The sequence below is a fragment of the Streptomyces sp. NBC_00094 genome, assembly GCF_026343125.1.
Lineage (GTDB): Bacteria > Actinomycetota > Actinomycetes > Streptomycetales > Streptomycetaceae > Streptomyces.
Genome location: NZ_JAPEMB010000001.1, coordinates 4,085,085 through 4,098,558, shown reverse-complemented (window position 1 = coordinate 4,098,558; position 13,474 = coordinate 4,085,085). Strand labels below are relative to the sequence as shown.

Here is a 13,474-nt window from a genome sequence, read left to right as displayed (position 1 = left end):
CCATGACCGAACGGCCCGTGATCAAGCGCACCGCACGCGCCATCCTGCTCGACGGGGACGATCTCGTCCTCATCAAACGCACCAAGCCAGGGATGGATCCCTACTGGCTCACGCCCGGCGGCGGCGTGGAGCCATCCGACACCACCGTCGTCGAGGCCCTGCACCGCGAGGTGCACGAGGAGCTCGGCGCCAAGATCACCGATGTGGTGCCCTGCTTCGTCGACACCGTCGAGCACATCGTCGACGGCGGGGTCTCCGGAGTGAAGGTCCAGCACTTCTTCGTGTGCCGACTCGACTCCATGGACCCCTCCCTGCGGCACGGCCCCGAGATCGACGAGCCGGTCGGCGAGTACGAGATCGTCCGGGTGCCGTTCAGCCGGGTCGGCATCGCCGCCGTCCACCTCGTCCCGCTCTCCCTGCGCCACTACCTCGACGGCAACATCGAGGGGGTCCGCGCCATGCACGCCCCCGACCTGGGTTGATCGGCACTCACGCGGTGAGCTCCGCCAGGAAGTCGTGCCGGATGCGGTCCGAGGGCACCCCTACTCCGCGCAGGGCGTCGACCCCTCGGCGGACCATGCCGAGCGGACCCGAGAGGTAGGCATCGCGCTCCGCCCATGACCCGTAGCGGCAGACGGCGTCCGGGAGGCACCCCTGCCTCTCGACGACGGGGTGCACGGAGAGCCAGGGGAAGGTCTTCTGGAGCCGCAGCATCGTGTCGATGTCGTAGAGGTCGTGGGCGCTGCGCGCGCCGTAGAAGACGTCGACCGGACGCCGGTCCCCATGCTCGGCCACGTCCTCGACCAGGGCCTTGATCGGCGCTATCCCGGTACCGCCGCCCAGGCAGAGCAGTCCGCTGTCGGTGGAGTGGTCGACCGTCATGGAGCCGGCCGGCGGACCGAGGCGCAGCACGTCCCCGGGGCGCGCCCGGTGCACCAGAGCGTTCGACACCCAGCCCGCCGGGACCGCCTTGACGTGGAGGGAGAGCAGTCCGTCGGGCCGAGGAGCCGAGGCGAAGGAGTAGTGACGCCATATCCGCGGCCACCAGGGCGTCTCCAGCGTCGTGTACTGCCCCGCCAGGAAGGGGTACGGCTGGTCGGGGCGGAGGGTGACGACGGCGACGTCGGAGGTGCGCAGATCATGGGTGACCACCTCGGCCTGCCACCAGGCGGGCGCCTGCCGCTCGTCCTCCGCGGCGGCGTCGATCATGATCTGGGAGATCGTCGTGTACGTACGGACCCAGGCCGCCTCGGTCTCCTCGCCCCAGCTATCCGTGGCGTACCGGACGAGGGCGCCGATGAGGGCCTCGCCGACGGCCGGGTAGTGGGCGGCCTGAGTGCCGTACTTGCGGTGCCCCCTGCCGAGGTTCTCCAGATAAGCGGTGAGGACCGGTACGTCGTCCATGTGCTCGGCCGCAGCCAGGAGGGCCTTCAGGAGCCGGTCCCGCTGGGCGTCCATGGCCACGGGGAACATGTCGCGCAACTCGGGGTTCCGGACGAAGAGCAGGGCGTAGAAGTACGAGGTCACCTGATCGGCGACGGGCGCGATCTCCGCCAGCGTACGGCGGACCAGAACCGCGTCGGGGGAGGCCCCTTCGGATATTCGGGCCTCCGCCCCGTCCTTCGTAGTGGTCGGAGCATCCATCATGTGCCTCGCCTCGCGCTGGCCGGCTTCCGTGCTCGCAGTATGGCGGCGGCGGTGCAACTTCAGGCGGAAAGAGGCGTTCTCGGTCCATAGGACCTCGTTTCTGGCTAAGCTGCGCTGTTTCGGACCAAGGCGTAGGCCTCGCGCAGGTCTCCCCCGGTGTAGCTGTGGCGGGAGAGCCCGGCGAGATGGTGGTCCGCGTTGACGGCCACGGTGTGCCGCACGACCGTGAAGAGCTCGGCGTCGGACATCGAGTCCCCGTAGGCCACGCAGTCGGCCCACCCCACCCCGTACCCCTCGCAGAGCTCCCGGGCGATCCGTACCTTCGCCGCCGCGTCGAGGATGCCGGGCCGGTGGATCGGCTCGACGAAGGGGACGGCCGGCCAGCGTGAACCGTGTGTCGTGTCGACGCCCCAGTCGAGCAGTCGCTCGACGAAGAAGTCCGGCGAGAGGGAGATGACCGCGCAGCGCTCGCCCCGGGCCCTGATGTCCGCCCAGACCTCGCGGATGCCCGCCAGCCACGGCGCCCCCGCGAAGGCGGCCGCGACCTGCTCCGATGTGAGCGTGGACCAGAGCGCGCGGGCCCGTACGGCGAACTCGTCCGGAGTGAGCCCCCGCAGGAACCCTGCCTCCAGTGCGGCGATCTCCTCGACGAGACCCAGCTGCCGGGAGATCTCCACCGCGGCGGCCGACCCACGGATCAGCGTGCCGTCGAGGTCGAAGAGGTGCAGCCGGCCGGGCCGGGGTTCCACGGATTCTCTCGGTTCCACGTGAAACATCGTCCGCATCCCCCGCGAAGGAATCAACACCCCCCTCGGGTGTCGGCCTGATTCCGTAAAGCAGTGGACGGCGGATCACCGCTTCGGACAGCCTGAGAAGCATGCCGACTTCCTCCTCCGCTCTCGCTCAGCTCCCCATCCGGCGCCTCACCTCGGACGACCTCCTCGCCTGCGCCGACCTCTCGGAGAACCGGGGATGGCTGCGCGAGGAATACAAGTGGGGCCATCTGCTCACCTCGGGAACCGGCTACGGCATCGACGACCCGGACGGCACGGGACTGATCACCTGTTGCGTGGTCACCTCGTACGGCCCGGGGCTCGCCGCGATCGGCATGGTGCTCGTCTCGGAGCGGTACGCGCGCCAGGGAGTGGCACGCCGGCTCATGCGGCACGTCCTCGCGGAGAGCGGCGACACCCCACTCACCTTGTACGCCACGGCCAACGGACAGCCCCTGTACGAGCAGCTGGGCTTCGTCGAGACGAGCCGGGCCGAGATGGTGTGCGGGCAGTTCGACTTCACCACCCCCGCCCCCGACGTCCCCGTCCGGCCCGCGACGGCCGAGGACCTCCCGGCGATCCTGCGTCTGGACCACGAGGTCTTCGGTCTCGACCGCACGCACATCATCACGAGGCTGCCCGCGTTCGCGGACCACCTCCGGGTCGCGGAGGAGGACGGCGAGATCACCGGCTTCGCGGCCGCCTGGCCCAACATGGACACCCATGTCGTGGGGCCGCTGATCGCGAAGGACCCGGCCACGGCCCAGGCGCTGATCGCCTCCCTGGCCACCGCCACCGACCGGCCGCTGCGCACGGACATCGACGTGCGCCACACGGAGCTGTTGAGCTGGGCCAAGGAGAACGGCATCGGCTCGATCGCCACCACCTCGGTGATGGTCCGCTCCCTCCCCGACCTCCCCGGTGACTGGCGCCGCCGCTTCGCCCCGCTGACCGTCGCGGCGGGATAGTCCCGGCGCGGAATCCCTGGGGCTCCCCAAGCCGGCCGCGCTGGTCCAGGTCGTGGAGGGCGTGAGCATCACCGCCTGACACGGCGACGGCGGTCGCACGTGCGTACGCTGCGGGGCATGAGTGATCTTGAGATACGTCCCGCTGTCACCACGGACCTCCCGGCCATCGTCGCGATGCTCGCCGACGACCCGCTGGGTGCGCAGCGCGAGTCCCCCGACGACCTCGCTCCGTACCTCGCCGCCTTCGAGCGCCTCGCGAACGACCCCCACCAGCACGTCGTCGTGGCTGTCCGTGGCGACAAGATCGTCGGCACGCTCCAGCTGACGGTGATCCCCGGGCTCTCCCGCCGGGGCACCACCCGCTCGATCATCGAAGGCGTCCGCATCCACGCCGACGAGCGGGGCAGCGGCCTCGGGACCCGGCTCATCGAATGGGCCGTCGAGGAGTCCGGCCGCCAGGACTGCCGGCTCGTCCAGCTGACCTCGGACGTCACGCGTACCGACGCCCACCGCTTCTATGAGCGGCTCGGTTTCGAGGCCTCCCACGTGGGTTTCAAGAAGAGCCTCTGAGGCCGACCAAAGGGACAGCGCGCCGGGTGCGAGCCGGCGCGCTGTTTCACGTGAAACCCGAGGTGGAAGCCTCAGGGCAAACCACCGGACGGACGGCTCAGAGGCCGCGCCAGCCCGCCTCGTCCACCCCGCCCGGCACCGCGCCCCCCGGCTCGTACGGCTCCCGGGTGAAGACGAAGGACCCCAGGTCGAGGTGGCTCACGCTGCCGTCGGGACGCCGCACCACCCGGAGGGTCTCCCCCGCGTAGTAGCCGTCGAGCCCGACCCAGCCGCCCTCGGCCAGCGCCCGGAAACGAGCCTTCCTCCCGGCGCCCCGCAGCGGCTCCAGCAGCACGGAGCGGTCAGGACCGAGCCGGAGCCCGTAGGAGTACGTGCCCCAGTACCAGGGCCCGGTCAGCGACAGCAGCTCCTCGTCGACCTCGGCCTCCGGAAGCGGGCGCCACGGCTCCGGGAACCTCGGCTCGGCGTCCGCCACGATCCGTACGAGATCGGCCGCCACGGCCGCGATCGGCGGCCCCGAGGTGGCATTGGCGAGGGCGATCCCCGCCAGTCCGTCCTCCACGCTCACCCAGAGACAGGCGACGAAGCCCGGGAGCGAGCCGGTGTGGCCGATCAGTGTCCGTCCGTCCCGGCGCAGCAGCTGCAGACCGAGCCCGTAGCTCCCCTCCCAGTCGCCCTCGCCGTCGGGGGAGGCCGGCGCCCGCATCTCCTCCACGGAGGCCGCCCCGAGCACCCGCTCGTCGCCTGCCGCGAGAAACGCGGCGAACCGGGCGAGGTCCGCAGCGGTCGACCACAGCTGCCCGGCCGGCGCCATCAACCCCAGGTGTTCGGACGGTTCGGACAGCATCACATCGGCCCAGGGGTGCACCGCCCAGCCACCCGCGTGCGGGGCGACCGGGTCGAGCGTCGTTCGGCCCATCCCCAGCGGCTCCAGGATCTCGCCGCGCAGCGCCTCCTCCCAGGAGATCCCCCGGATCGCCTCGACGAGCGAACCCAGCAGCGTGTAGCCGGGGTTGGAGTAGTGGAAGCGCCGTCCCGGGACCTGCAGGGAGGGCCGCTCCCCCAGGACGTCGGAGAGCTCCGGCCGCAGGGCGGCGGAGGACCGCTCCCACCACTGGCCGGGCGTCTCGGCGGCGAGGCCACCGCTGTGGCCGAGGAGTTGGGCGATCGTCACCTCACCGACCCCCGTCCCCTTGAGGTGTCGCTCCAGCGGATCGTCGAGGTCGAGGAGCCCCTCGTCCCGCAGCCGCATCACCAGCACGGCCGTGAACACCTTGGTGAGGGAGCCGATCCTGAACTGCGTGTCGGCGTCCGGTGCGTGCCCGTCCACGCAACTGCGCGAACCGCTCCACACCATCGCTCCGTCACGGACCACGGCCCCGACGAAGGAGGGCGTGCGCCCCTCGGACTGGGCGACCGCGACACGGTGCAGCAGGGCCCGCTCGGTACCGGGCAACAGGGCTTCGAATGATGTCGTCATAGATCCCGTCCAACGTGATGTCACATGCGAAGCTTCCCGATCCGTCCCATGGACATCACCGGATCGGAAGGGAGCACGGACATGAAGGTTCTGCTGGCAGGAGCGAGCGGCGTACTGGGCAGGAGCGCCACCCGGCAGCTGACCGCGGCGGGCCACGAGGTATCGGGGCTCGGACGGAGCGCCACGAACACCCTGCGCGCCGACCTGCTGGACACCGACGCGGTCCTCGGGGCCGTGGACGGGCTCACCTTCGACGTGGTCATCCACGCGGCGACCGCTCTCCAGGGCGAGTCCATGGCCCGTCACCGGAGCATGGCGACGACCAACGCCCTGCGGACCCGGGGCACCGAGAACCTGCTCGCCGCCGCCCGCGCCACCGGCGCACGCCGGTTCGTGGTCGAGTCGATGATGTTCGGCTACGGATACGGGGACCACGGCACCGGCCTCATCACCGAGGAGAACACTCCCTTCGGCCCACGTGGCACCGACGCCTGGCTGGAGCGCCACGTCGGCGCCATGCGCGCCAAGGAGCGGATGGCCTTCACCGCGGAGGGCCTCGAAGCGGTCAGCCTGCGCTTCGGCTTCTTCTACGGCGCCGGGGTCACCGACGACGACATGGTCCCCCTGCTGCGCAAGCGGGCACTGCCCGTGGTCGCCGACCACGGACGCGCCCTCTCCTGGGTGGACGTCGACGACGCGGCACGGGCCGTCGTCCTCGCGGTCGAGAGCGGCACTCCGGGCCAGGCGTACAACATCGCGGACCGCACCCCGCTCCCCTTCGGCCGGCACATCCGGGAAGTCGCCGCGGCCTTCGGAGCCCCCCGTCCCCTGCGGGTCCCGCTCTGGCTGCTCAAGCCGGCACCGCTGGCCCACACCGCCATGACGAGCCAACTCCGCCTCGACGCGAGCAAGGCCGAGCGAGAGCTCGGTTGGTCCCCCACCCACGACGACAGCCTCACCGGCGTACGCACCCTCGCGAACGCCGGCCCGGCGGCCGTCTGACCGACCGGGTGGGCTTCCGGTCAGGTCTGGGCCATGTCCACGAAGCGTGAGTAGTGGCCCTGGAAGGCCACGGTGATCGTGGCCGTCGGGCCGTTACGGTGCTTGCCCACGATGATGTCGGCCTCGCCCGCCCTCGGGGACTCCTTCTCGTAGGCGTCCTCGCGGTGCAGCAGGATCACCATGTCGGCGTCCTGCTCGATCGATCCCGACTCACGCAGGTCGGAGACCATGGGCTTCTTGTCGGTGCGCTGCTCGGGACCACGGTTCAGCTGGGAGAGCGCGATCACGGGCAGCTCCAGCTCCTTGGCGAGGAGCTTGAGGTTTCGCGACATGTCGGAGACCTCCTGCTGGCGGCTCTCCTGCCGCTTCGAGCCGCCGGACTGCATCAGCTGGAGGTAGTCGATGATCACGAGCTTGAGGCCGTTGCGCTGCTTGAGCCGGCGGCACTTCGCCCGGATCTCCATCATCGACAGGTTCGGGGAGTCGTCGATGTACAGGGGCGCCTGGGACACGTCCGGCATACGCCGGGCGAGGCGCGTCCAGTCCTCGTCGGTCATCGTGCCGGAGCGCATGTGGTGGAGCGCGACCCGGGCCTCCGCCGAGAGAAGGCGCATCGCGATCTCGTTGCGGCCCATTTCGAGGGAGAAGATGACGCTGGGCAGGTTGTGCTTGATGGAGGCCGCGCGGGCGAAGTCCAGGGCGAGGGTCGACTTACCCATGGCGGGACGGGCTGCGATGATGATCATCTGGCCGGGGTGCAGCCCGTTGGTGAGCGAGTCGAGGTCGGTGAAGCCGGTCGGCACACCCGTCATCTCGCCGCTGCGGGAGCCGATCGCCTCGATCTCGTCGAGCGCCCCCTCCATGATGTCGCCGAGCGGCAGGTAGTCCTCGGTGGTGCGCTGCTCGGTGACCGCGTAGATCTCGGCCTGGGCCGAGTTCACGATCTCGTCGACGTCTCCGTCGGCCGCGTAACCCATCTGCGTGATCTTGGTGCCGGCCTCCACGAGGCGGCGCAGGACCGCGCGCTCGTGGACGATCTCGGCGTAGTACGAGGCGTTGGCCGCGGTCGGTACCGACTGGACCAGGGTGTGGAGGTAGGAGGCACCACCGACGCGGGTGATCTCGCCGCGCTTGGTGAGCTCGGCGCCGACCGTGATGGGGTCGGCGGGCTCGCCCTTGGCGTAGAGGTCGAGGATCGCCGCGTAGACGGTCTCGTGGGCGGGCTTGTAGAAGTCGTTGCCCTTGATGATCTCCACGACGTCCGCGATGGCGTCCTTGGAGAGCAGCATGCCGCCGAGGACGGACTGCTCGGCGTCGAGGTCCTGCGGGGGGACGCGCTCGAAGGCGGAGAGTCCGCCGTCCCACTGGCCGTCGCTGCCCCGCTCGTGCTGGTCGTCGCGCCCGCGGCCCCGGCCGCGCCCTTCTCCTCGGGTACGGGTGGGCAGCCGGTCGCTCGGTCCGCTGTCGGCCCAAGGGTCGTCCATGGGCTCAGGAACGCTCACCGAGCCACCTCCTCCCGTCCGCTCCGCGGACCTCGCCGTGCCACTCTTTCCTACGCCACGGCCTTCATCAACAAGTGGCTTCGCGACCGCCGCTGGCACGTCGGGCGCCGGTCCACGGTAGGCCCGCGGGGAGCGTCAGCCAATCTGGTTATCCACAGGGCCTGTGGATGAAGGGCCAGATGCTGTGGAGAACTCCCCGGATCCTGTGCACGGACCGGGGGACAGTCATGTGGACAAACTCATAGACCCCCGCCCCCCACCCACCTGACCTGCATCTTTCCCATCGATGACCTGTGGGGGAGAAAAACTTTTCCACCCGGCCCAAGATCAGAACAAACGGCCCACACCCGAAGCCCCGCGCCATCCACAAGTAATAGCCTCTAGTGCATTGCATCTCTTACCTGTGGAAGATTAGATTGACCCCCATGACCCAGGCCCCCGCGAGCTCCAAGGCCGTCCGCCGACAGCACGACCGCGAGATCGTCTCCCTCGCCCTGCCGGCCTTCGGTGCCCTCGTCGCCGAGCCGCTCTTCCTCATCGTCGACAGTGCCATCGTCGGCCACCTCGGCACCCCCCAACTCGCGGGTCTCGCGATCGCCGCCGCACTGCTGTCCACCGCCGTCAGCGTCTTCGTCTTCCTCGCCTATGCGACCACGGCTGCCGTCGCCCGGCGCGTCGGCGCGGGCGACCTCCAGGCCGCGATCCGCCAGGGCATGGACGGCATCTGGCTCGCCCTCCTCCTCGGCGCCGCCGTCGTCGCCCTCACCCTGCCCACGGCGCCCTGGCTCGTCGACCTCTTCGGCGCCTCCGACACCGCCGCTCCCTACGCCGTCACCTATCTGCGGATCTCCAGCCTCGGCATCCCCGCCATGCTGGTCGTCCTGGCCGCCACCGGTGTCCTGCGCGGCCTCCAGGACACCCGTACACCGCTCTACGTGGCCATCGGCGGCTTCACGGTCAACGGGGCGCTCAACCTCGGACTGGTCTACGGCGCCGGGCTGGGGATCGCGGGCTCGGCCTGGGGCACGGTCATCGCGCAGTGCGGCATGGCCGCCGCCTACCTGGTCGTGGTCGTACGAGGCGCCCGGCGCCACGGCGCCTCTCTCCGCCCGGATCCGGCCGGCATCCGCGCCTCCGCCCAGGCAGGCGCCCCCCTCCTGGTCCGTACGCTCTCGCTCCGCGCGGTCCTCATGATCGCCACCGCCGTCGCGGCCCGAATGGGTGACGCCGAGGTCGCCGCCCACCAGATCATCCTGTCGCTGTGGAGCCTGATGGCCTTCGCCCTCGACGCGATCGCCATCGCGGGCCAGGCCATCATCGGCCGCTATCTCGGCGCGAACGATGCCGACGGCGCCCGCCAGGTCTGCCGCCGCATGGTCCAGTGGGGCGTGCTCTCCGGTGTGGTGCTCGGCGCCCTCCTCATCGGCGCCCGCCCCCTCTTCATCCCACTCTTCACCAGCGACGCCACCGTCCAGGACACCCTGCTGCCCGCCCTGCTCGTGGTCGCGCTCTCGCAGCCGATCTCCGGGGTCGTCTTCGTCCTCGACGGTGTCCTCATGGGTGCGGGCGACGGCCCCTATCTGGCCTGGGCCATGCTGCTGACGCTGGTGGTCTTCGCCCCGGTCGCCCTGCTCGTTCCGGTACTCGGCGGCGGACTGACCGCCCTCTGGTGGGCGATGACCCTGATGATGACGGTCCGGATGGCGACGCTCTGGCTCCGCGCGCGCTCCGGCCGCTGGATCGTCACGGGCGCCACACGCTGACGGTTCCACGTGAAACGGCGGAAGGGCCGGCGGAGGACGGAACGGCGGAAGGGCCGCACCCCGAGGGGTGCGGCCCTTCCTCACTGCTGAGCGCAGACTGCCAAGGGCAGCGTTACGCGGCGACGACCTCGACGCCGAGCTTCGCGGCAACCTCGGGGTGCAGACGCACGGACACCTGGTGCGAGCCCAGGGTCTTGATCGGCGAACCGAGCTCGACGCGACGCTTGTCGACGTCGGGGCCACCCGCGGTCTTGATCGCCGAGGCGATGTCGGCCGGGGTCACGGAGCCGAAGAGACGGCCGGCGTCGCCGGAGCGAACGGCCAGGCGAACCTTCGTACCCTCGAGGCGGGCCTTGATCTCGTTGGCCTGCTCGATGGTCGCGATCTCGTGGATCTTGCGGGCGCGGCGGATCTGCGCCACGTCCTTCTCGCCACCCTTGGTCCAGCGGATCGCGAAACCACGCGGGACCAGGTAGTTGCGAGCGTAGCCGTCCTTGACGTCGACGACGTCGCCGGCGGTGCCGAGGCCAGAGACCTCGTGGGTCAGGATGATCTTCATTTTTCGGTCACCCTTTCCTTATCGCGCGGTGGACGTGTAGGGCAGCAGCGCCATCTCACGGCTGTTCTTGACGGCCGTGGCGACGTCACGCTGGTGCTGCGTGCAGTTGCCGGTCACGCGGCGGGCACGGATCTTGCCACGGTCGGAAATGAACTTCCGCAGCATGTTCGTGTCCTTGTAGTCCACGTACTGGGTCTTGTCCTTGCAGAACGCGCAGACCTTCTTCTTAGGCTTGCGCACAGGCGGCTTCGCCATGGTGTTTCTCCTGTGTGATCAAGAAGTATGGGTACGAGCTGCTTCGAGGGCGTGTGCCCTAGAAGGGAGGCTCGTCCGAGTAGCCACCGCCGGAGTTTCCACCCCAGCTGCCGCCGCTGCTTCCGCCGCCCTGCTGGCCGCCGGAGCCGCCCGCAGGTGCACCGGTCGCCCACGGGTCGTCGGCGGGAGCACCGCCACCACCCTGCGGAGCGCCGCCGGAGTTTCCACCCCAGCTACCGCCGCCCTGCTGCTGGCCACCACCGCCGCCGCCATAGCCGCCCTGACCACCGCGACCAGTGGTCTTGGTGACCTTGGCCGTGGCGTTCTTGAGGCTGGGGCCGACTTCCTCGACGTCCAGCTCGTAGACCGTGCGCTTGACGCCCTCACGGTCCTCGTAGGACCGCTGCTTCAGTCGGCCCTGCACGACGACGCGCATGCCTCGCTGAAGCGACTCGGCGACGTTCTCCGCCGCCTGACGCCAGACCGAGCAGGTGAGGAAGAGGCTCTCGCCGTCCTTCCACTCGTTGGTCTGACGGTCGAAGGTGCGGGGGGTGGACGCGATACGGAACTTCGCGACCGCCGCACCGGACGGGGTGAAGCGCAGCTCGGGGTCGTCGACAAGATTGCCGACGACCGTGATGACGGTCTCGCCTGCCATGGGGGAACCTCTCGGCGGGATTGCTTCTGGCTGCTTGTAGCTACTCGAACCCGATGACCTCTGAGCTAGATGCTCAGTGGGTCTCGGGACGGAGGACCTTGGTCCGGAGGACCGACTCGTTCAGGTTCATCTGGCGGTCGAGCTCCTTGACGACCGCAGGCTCGGCCTGCAGGTCGATGACCGAGTAGATGCCCTCGGGCTTCTTCTTGATCTCGTACGAGAGACGACGACGGCCCCAGGTGTCGACCTTCTCGACCTTTCCGTTGCCCTCACGGACGACGGAGAGGAAGTTCTCGATCAGGGGGGCGACAGCGCGCTCCTCCAGATCGGGGTCGAGGATGACCATCACCTCGTAGTGACGCATGTGGAACCCACCTCCTTTGGACTCAGCGGCCACGGTCGTTCCGTGGCAGGAGGGTCGTGATGCGTAACAACGGTATCCGCCGCCACTGACAGTTCCCCCTCGACGAGCGAGCGGGCACGGTCGAGATCCAGGACGGACCTGGGCAGACACCGGTGCAGACCGTACAGAGTACCCGCACATCGGCCTGCGGTTGAAATTCAGCGGTGAGGGGACGCAATCTGTACACATCGGATGTCGGCGGCGCTAAGATGCGCCGCCGTCCGGCAGGCACGCCAGGAGGTGCCCTCATGGCACAGGCAATGCGACCCGACCCCGGCCACTCCCTCTTCGCGACCGACGGCAAGCCACACCCGCTCCAGGACACGCTCGTCGGCGTGACGCTGGTGCTGGGAGTCCTCGCCTTCGTCACCGCCCAGTTCCACAGCCTCCATCTGCTGAGTTCGTGGGCGGGGCTGATCGGCATCCTGACCGGGGCCTACGGACAGTTCATCTCCGTGACGACCCGCGAGCGTTTCGCCCTGGTCGTCGGACTCGGGGCGGCGGCGCTGGGCTTCTACCTCGGCATGGCACACGGCGGTCTCTTCGGGGGCGTCATCAGCGGCTGAGCCCGGCGGCACGTCAGGGCGGGCCCAGCGGCACGTCAGGGCGTACACGCCCAGTCGGGGCGCTCCCCGGTCACAGTAGGCTTCGGCGCGAGAGCCGGAGCCCCTGACCGATGGGGACACACCTGCCGAGGAGCGCCCCGCATGAGCCTGACCCTGAGGACCATCAGCCGCGAGCAGCATCTGGGATTCATCCAGAGCCAGCCCGCCGCGAGCCACTGCCAGGTCCCGGCGTGGGCTGATGTGAAGACCGAGTGGCGCTCGGAGAACCTGGGTTGGTTCGACAAGAACGGTGAGCTCGTCGGTGCCGGCCTGGTGCTCTACCGCCAGCTTCCGAAGATCAAGCGCTACCTCGCCTACCTGCCCGAGGGCCCGGTCATCAACTGGCACGCGCCGAACCTCGACGACTGGCTGCAGCCGATGCTGGCGCACCTCAAGCAGCAGGGCGCGTTCTCGGTGAAGATGGGCCCGCCGGTCGTCATCCGCCGCTGGGACTCGGCCGCCATCAAGTCCGGTATCCAGGACCCGGACGTCAAGCGCCTCAAGGACGTCGAGGCCACCCACATCGAGCCGCGTGCCTTCGAAGTGGCGGACCGGCTGCGGAAGATGGGCTGGCAGCAGGCCGAGGACGGCGGCGCCGGCTTCGGTGACGTCCAGCCGCGGTACGTCTTCCAGGTCCCGCTCGCGAACCGCTCGCTCGACGACGTCCTCAAGGGCTTCAACCAGCTGTGGCGCCGCAACATCAAGAAGGCCGAGAAGGCCGGTGTCGAGGTCGTCCAGGGCGGCTACGAGGACCTGGCCGAGTGGCAGCGGCTCTACGAGATCACGGCCGTCCGTGACCACTTCCGGCCGCGCCCGCTCTCGTACTTCCAGCGCATGTGGACCGTCCTCAACAACGAGGACCCCAACCGCATGCGGCTCTACTTCGCCCGCCACAACGGCGTGAACCTGTCCGCCGCGACCATGCTCGTCGTCGGCGGGCACGTCTGGTACTCCTACGGCGCCTCCGACAACATCGGCCGCGAGGTCCGGCCCTCGAACGCGATGCAGTGGCGGATGCTCCGCGACGCCTACGCCATGGGCGCGACCGTCTACGACCTGCGGGGCATCTCGGACTCGCTCGACGAGACCGACCACCTCTTCGGGCTCATCCAGTTCAAGGTGGGAACGGGCGGCGAGGCCGTCGAGTACGTCGGCGAGTGGGACTTCCCGCTGAACAAGCTGCTGCACAAGGCGCTCGACATCTACATGTCGCGCCGCTGAGCCGCGTCGCTCCGGTGACTGTTCCGTAGTCTCGTACATATCTTTGATACACCGCTGCCACCAGAAAG

15 protein-coding genes are annotated in these 13,474 nt (G+C 69.5%); 7 read left to right on the top strand and 8 right to left on the bottom strand.

Going from position 1 to position 13,474, the window contains the following annotated elements:
• Positions 1–2 precede the first annotated feature (2 nt).
• Positions 3–482, top strand: coding sequence for an NUDIX domain-containing protein (locus tag OG580_RS18005; RefSeq protein WP_267044699.1), 480 nt, complete (start codon positions 3–5; stop codon positions 480–482).
• 7 nt (positions 483–489) lie between these two features.
• Here the strand turns inward: OG580_RS18005 and OG580_RS18000 are convergent, their stop codons facing one another.
• Positions 490–1,647: a globin domain-containing protein gene (locus OG580_RS18000; protein WP_267044698.1), complete on the bottom strand. Its 1,158-nt coding sequence runs from the start codon at positions 1,645–1,647 to the stop codon at positions 490–492.
• Between the two features lie 104 nt (positions 1,648–1,751).
• The gene (locus tag OG580_RS17995) at positions 1,752–2,423 is read right to left on the bottom strand and encodes an HAD family phosphatase (RefSeq protein WP_267044697.1); all 672 of its coding nucleotides are present in this window, start codon (positions 2,421–2,423) and stop codon (positions 1,752–1,754) included.
• Between the two features lie 101 nt (positions 2,424–2,524).
• Between OG580_RS17995 and OG580_RS17990 the strand changes: the two genes are divergently transcribed.
• Positions 2,525–3,388 carry a GNAT family N-acetyltransferase gene (locus OG580_RS17990; RefSeq protein WP_267044696.1) on the top strand — a complete coding sequence of 288 codons (864 nt, stop codon included), beginning with the start codon at positions 2,525–2,527 and terminating at the stop codon, positions 3,386–3,388.
• A 117-nt stretch (positions 3,389–3,505) separates the two neighbouring features.
• Entirely contained in the window at positions 3,506–3,958 is a 453-nt protein-coding gene (locus tag OG580_RS17985) for a GNAT family N-acetyltransferase (RefSeq protein WP_267044695.1), read from the top strand.
• Positions 3,959–4,055: 97 nt separating this feature from the next.
• On the opposite strand, the gene OG580_RS17980 is transcribed toward OG580_RS17985, so the two are convergent.
• Positions 4,056–5,438, bottom strand: coding sequence for a serine hydrolase (locus OG580_RS17980; protein ID WP_267044694.1), 1,383 nt, complete (start codon positions 5,436–5,438; stop codon positions 4,056–4,058).
• Positions 5,439–5,519: 81 nt separating this feature from the next.
• Here OG580_RS17980 and OG580_RS17975 point away from each other — a divergent pair, with 81 nt between their 5' ends.
• Positions 5,520–6,440: an NAD(P)-dependent oxidoreductase gene (locus tag OG580_RS17975; protein ID WP_267044693.1), complete on the top strand. Its 921-nt coding sequence runs from the start codon at positions 5,520–5,522 to the stop codon at positions 6,438–6,440.
• 20 nt (positions 6,441–6,460) lie between these two features.
• Here the strand turns inward: OG580_RS17975 and dnaB are convergent, their stop codons facing one another.
• Positions 6,461–7,942, bottom strand: a complete 1,482-nt coding sequence (gene dnaB, locus OG580_RS17970; RefSeq protein WP_267044692.1) for a replicative DNA helicase — start codon at positions 7,940–7,942, stop codon at positions 6,461–6,463.
• A gap of 425 nt (positions 7,943–8,367) precedes the next feature.
• Here dnaB and OG580_RS17965 point away from each other — a divergent pair, with 425 nt between their 5' ends.
• Positions 8,368–9,705 carry an MATE family efflux transporter gene (locus OG580_RS17965; protein ID WP_267044691.1) on the top strand — a complete coding sequence of 446 codons (1,338 nt, stop codon included), beginning with the start codon at positions 8,368–8,370 and terminating at the stop codon, positions 9,703–9,705.
• Between the two features lie 112 nt (positions 9,706–9,817).
• Here OG580_RS17965 and rplI read toward each other — a convergent pair whose 3' ends face one another.
• The 4 genes from rplI to rpsF all read right to left on the bottom strand — a co-directional run bounded on the left by rplI (position 9,818) and on the right by rpsF (position 11,541).
• Positions 9,818–10,264, bottom strand: coding sequence for a 50S ribosomal protein L9 (rplI, locus tag OG580_RS17960; protein ID WP_267044690.1), 447 nt, complete (start codon positions 10,262–10,264; stop codon positions 9,818–9,820).
• Between the two features lie 18 nt (positions 10,265–10,282).
• Positions 10,283–10,519 carry a 30S ribosomal protein S18 gene (gene rpsR / locus OG580_RS17955; protein ID WP_003967857.1) on the bottom strand — a complete coding sequence of 79 codons (237 nt, stop codon included), beginning with the start codon at positions 10,517–10,519 and terminating at the stop codon, positions 10,283–10,285.
• Positions 10,520–10,577: 58 nt separating this feature from the next.
• Positions 10,578–11,177, bottom strand: a complete 600-nt coding sequence (locus OG580_RS17950; protein ID WP_267044689.1) for a single-stranded DNA-binding protein — start codon at positions 11,175–11,177, stop codon at positions 10,578–10,580.
• A 73-nt stretch (positions 11,178–11,250) separates the two neighbouring features.
• Complete coding sequence (rpsF, locus tag OG580_RS17945; protein WP_005482942.1) at positions 11,251–11,541, bottom strand: 30S ribosomal protein S6; 291 nt, start codon at positions 11,539–11,541, stop codon at positions 11,251–11,253.
• 287 nt (positions 11,542–11,828) lie between these two features.
• On the opposite strand from rpsF, the gene OG580_RS17940 reads away from it, so the two are divergent.
• Together OG580_RS17940 and OG580_RS17935 are read left to right on the top strand one after the other, a co-directional pair.
• Positions 11,829–12,146 (top strand): hypothetical protein, encoded by a 318-nt coding sequence (locus tag OG580_RS17940; RefSeq protein WP_267044688.1) that lies wholly within the window; start codon positions 11,829–11,831, stop codon positions 12,144–12,146.
• Between the two features lie 141 nt (positions 12,147–12,287).
• Complete coding sequence (locus OG580_RS17935) at positions 12,288–13,406, top strand: peptidoglycan bridge formation glycyltransferase FemA/FemB family protein (protein ID WP_267044687.1); 1,119 nt, start codon at positions 12,288–12,290, stop codon at positions 13,404–13,406.
• The last annotated feature ends 68 nt before the right edge of the window (positions 13,407–13,474 follow it).

Coding starts and splice junctions, on each gene's coding strand:
- OG580_RS18005 (WP_267044699.1), top strand. CDS start 3: ATGACCGAACGGCCCGTGATCAAGCGCACCGCACGCGCCATCCTGCTC.
- OG580_RS18000 (WP_267044698.1), bottom strand. CDS start 1,647: ATGATGGATGCTCCGACCACTACGAAGGACGGGGCGGAGGCCCGAATA.
- OG580_RS17995 (WP_267044697.1), bottom strand. CDS start 2,423: ATGTTTCACGTGGAACCGAGAGAATCCGTGGAACCCCGGCCCGGCCGG.
- OG580_RS17990 (WP_267044696.1), top strand. CDS start 2,525: ATGCCGACTTCCTCCTCCGCTCTCGCTCAGCTCCCCATCCGGCGCCTC.
- OG580_RS17985 (WP_267044695.1), top strand. CDS start 3,506: ATGAGTGATCTTGAGATACGTCCCGCTGTCACCACGGACCTCCCGGCC.
- OG580_RS17980 (WP_267044694.1), bottom strand. CDS start 5,438: ATGACGACATCATTCGAAGCCCTGTTGCCCGGTACCGAGCGGGCCCTG.
- OG580_RS17975 (WP_267044693.1), top strand. CDS start 5,520: ATGAAGGTTCTGCTGGCAGGAGCGAGCGGCGTACTGGGCAGGAGCGCC.
- OG580_RS17965 (WP_267044691.1), top strand. CDS start 8,368: ATGACCCAGGCCCCCGCGAGCTCCAAGGCCGTCCGCCGACAGCACGAC.
- rplI (WP_267044690.1), bottom strand. CDS start 10,264: ATGAAGATCATCCTGACCCACGAGGTCTCTGGCCTCGGCACCGCCGGC.
- rpsR (WP_003967857.1), bottom strand. CDS start 10,519: ATGGCGAAGCCGCCTGTGCGCAAGCCTAAGAAGAAGGTCTGCGCGTTC.
- OG580_RS17950 (WP_267044689.1), bottom strand. CDS start 11,177: ATGGCAGGCGAGACCGTCATCACGGTCGTCGGCAATCTTGTCGACGAC.
- rpsF (WP_005482942.1), bottom strand. CDS start 11,541: ATGCGTCACTACGAGGTGATGGTCATCCTCGACCCCGATCTGGAGGAG.
- OG580_RS17940 (WP_267044688.1), top strand. CDS start 11,829: ATGGCACAGGCAATGCGACCCGACCCCGGCCACTCCCTCTTCGCGACC.
- OG580_RS17935 (WP_267044687.1), top strand. CDS start 12,288: ATGAGCCTGACCCTGAGGACCATCAGCCGCGAGCAGCATCTGGGATTC.